This is a genomic window from Pseudothermotoga sp. (genome assembly GCF_031962025.1).
Taxonomy (GTDB): Bacteria; Thermotogota; Thermotogae; order Thermotogales; family DSM-5069; genus Pseudothermotoga_B.
The window spans coordinates 1-2,595 of record NZ_JAVRKW010000024.1 but is presented as its reverse complement, the minus strand read 5'-3'; the positions used below and the strand labels follow the sequence as shown (position 1 = coordinate 2,595).

Sequence of the window (2,595 nt, the reverse complement as noted above, 5' to 3'; positions counted from 1 at the left end):
TAGGAGTTCCACACAGGAAAAGGCTTGCAAAGTACAAATCGTTCACTTACCCTCAAGTGTGGATGGGGGATTTTGAAATTGTAAAACTCAGGAAACTGGACAATAAGTATGCTCTGGTGGAGTTACCAAAGTTTGGTGCAGTCGAGATCAGGTATCACAGAGAACTTGACTGGAGCAAGGCAAAGACAGTGACTCTTAAGAAAGCCCGTTCAGACAGATGGTTCATATGCGTCACAGTGGACAGAGAAATCAAGCCTGTACTAAAGAACAATGGAAAATCTGCTGGAGTGGATACAGGTGTTACTAATCTGGTTACGACATCCGACGGTAAAATCATAAAGAACCTGAAAGCACTTTACAAGGCAGAGGATAAAATCAAAAAACTCCAGAAAGACCTATCAAGAAAACAAAAGGGTTCGAACAATTATGAAAAGCAGAGGGTAAAACTTGCCAGAGCACACGAAAAGGTAGCAAACCATAGGAGTGATTTTCTCCATAAACTTGCTTTATGGCTTGTCCTGAACTACACATATCTCTACTTTGAGAAACTCAACATCCTGGGTATGGTTAAAAACCATAACCTTGCAAAGGCAATACTTGACTCATCATGGGGAAAACTCATAGCGTATGTCACCTATAAGAGTGTAATGCTGAGGGGCATAGCGCCTGAGTTTGTCTCTCCCAATGGCACAACACAGAGATGCAGCAACTGTGGTAGCGTAGTCAAGAAAACCCTGAGTGACAGGGTTCATGCATGTCCTGTCTGTGGGTTAACCATAGACAGGGATGTGAATGCAGCAATAAACATACTCAAGGTAGGGCTGGAGCGGTCCGAACCTAACGCCTGTGGAGACGCTGACCTCTGCCTGAGTCATTCAGGTAAGTCGGTGTCGATGAAGCAGGAAACCCCCTGCGGGTCTTCTGGGTGGGAGTAAAATCCCTACCAGAAGCCCCGTCCGTAAGGGCGGGTAGTTCACCCCCTCATAGGTAGAATACAAACTCCATTCCTTTCAAAGAACATCAACGCTTTTCTCAATTACAATATTACTCTGCAGAACCTATGTTTTTTCATAAGCCATTGATTTTTTTTGAAAACTATTGTTTGTTGATCACCAGGAGTTTTTGTATTATTGAATCGACAAAGATTTTATGCCATGACATAAAATTTCAACTTTCTTGTCAAAAACAGAGAACGTAATATTTTTCATATGAAGACAAAAGAATACGAGGAATTAAAAACACAGTTGGAAGAGATTAAAAAAATGGTTGAGACATTGTACAAACAGTTTATTCAGCCTCAACCTCAGAGTTTATCTCATGCAAAAGTTTACAGTATAAAGCAGAAAGCCAGAAAAAAAGCACTTGAGATTAGAAAAAGATTTAACTTAGAATAAAACATGTCAGTAAGATCTTATAAACCTCACGAGAATAAATGGCTTATTGATATCCGCCTTGGAAGAAAAAGACGTTACAGAGAAGTTTTTCAGGGGAGTTTTGAAGAAGCCCTCATCTATGAGGAAGAACTAAAGAGACATCTCACATCCAGAGAAAAAAACCATACAAGAACAATAGCTGACATAGCACAGGAATATCTGGATCACGTAAGAATTCATCAGTCTCAAAAGACATGGAGAGAAAAACAGAGAATTATATTCTCCCACATAATTCCGTATTTTGGTAATCTTTCGTTTGATCTTATCAGTCCAAAAATTATTGATTCATACAAATTAAAAAGACTCAGAGAATTGAACGACAAAGGTATAAAAGGACACAGAATGGTCAATATAGAACTCAATGTCCTATCCAGCATGTCAAGATTCGCATTCGAAAATGGATACTCAGACAAACCCCTTGAACACATTAAAAAACTGCCACATCGTTGCAAACTTCCTGATCCCTTACCTGTGGAGATAGCCTTAAAGTTTCTTGATGCAGCAAAAACTGAACCTTTCTATTATGCTTTATTTCTGTGTCTTTACAATGCAGGTATGCGCAAAAACGAAGTTTTTAACCTTAGATGGGACGATGTTATGTTTGAATACAACCTGATAAGGGTTGTAAAAGGGAAGGGCGGTAAAGAAAGATTCATTCCAATGAGCAGGACTTTAAGACAGGCTCTACTTGATCTCAAAGACCTCAGGAAAGATGCTAACCTATTGGTATTTCCATCCCCTAAAACAGGAAAACCACTTACTGATATAAGAAAAGCAATAAGGAGAATAGTTCAAAAAGCAGGTATCGACAGGCCTGTTAAGCCTCATCAACTGAGACACACTTTTGCAACCCATCTGCTTGAACAGGGCATAGATATTAGAGCCATCCAGGCTCTGTTAGGGCATGAACAAATTACCACCACCCAGATTTATACCAAGGTTGCCCTGCCAGTTTTGCAAAAAGCAATTCAGACACTTGATGCAATATGTGGACAACAGGTGGTCAACGCGGTGGGCAATGACACTTTAAAAATCTTTGAAAATCAATGAGCCGTGCAGGATTCGAACCTGCGACCCGCTGATTAAGAGTCAGCTGCTCTACCAGCTGAGCTAACGGCCCACAAAGATAGAATACAAAAAAATGTTTTAAAAGGTCAACTTT

General features: G+C 40.0%; 2 protein-coding genes and 1 tRNA gene. 2 read left to right on the top strand and 1 reads right to left on the bottom strand.

The window, feature by feature from the left end:
- Window positions 1–935: RNA-guided endonuclease InsQ/TnpB family protein (locus AC4E92_RS09795; RefSeq protein ID WP_490240412.1), on the top strand; the 935-nt coding region annotated here is incomplete at its 5' end.
- 462 nt (window positions 936–1,397) lie between these two features.
- Complete coding sequence (locus AC4E92_RS09790) at window positions 1,398–2,483, top strand: tyrosine-type recombinase/integrase (protein ID WP_490240411.1); 1,086 nt, start codon at window positions 1,398–1,400, stop codon at window positions 2,481–2,483.
- Here AC4E92_RS09790 and AC4E92_RS09785 read toward each other — a convergent pair.
- A tRNA-Lys gene (locus tag AC4E92_RS09785) sits at window positions 2,481–2,553 on the bottom strand. The two genes, AC4E92_RS09790 and AC4E92_RS09785, sit on opposite strands and share 3 nt — an antisense overlap.
- Between the last annotated feature and the right edge of the window lie 42 nt (window positions 2,554–2,595).

Bases quoted from the DNA above. Each gene is read 5' to 3' on its own strand.
- AC4E92_RS09790 (WP_490240411.1), top strand. From the start codon at position 1,398: ATGTCAGTAAGATCTTATAAACCTCACGAGAATAAATGGCTTATTGAT.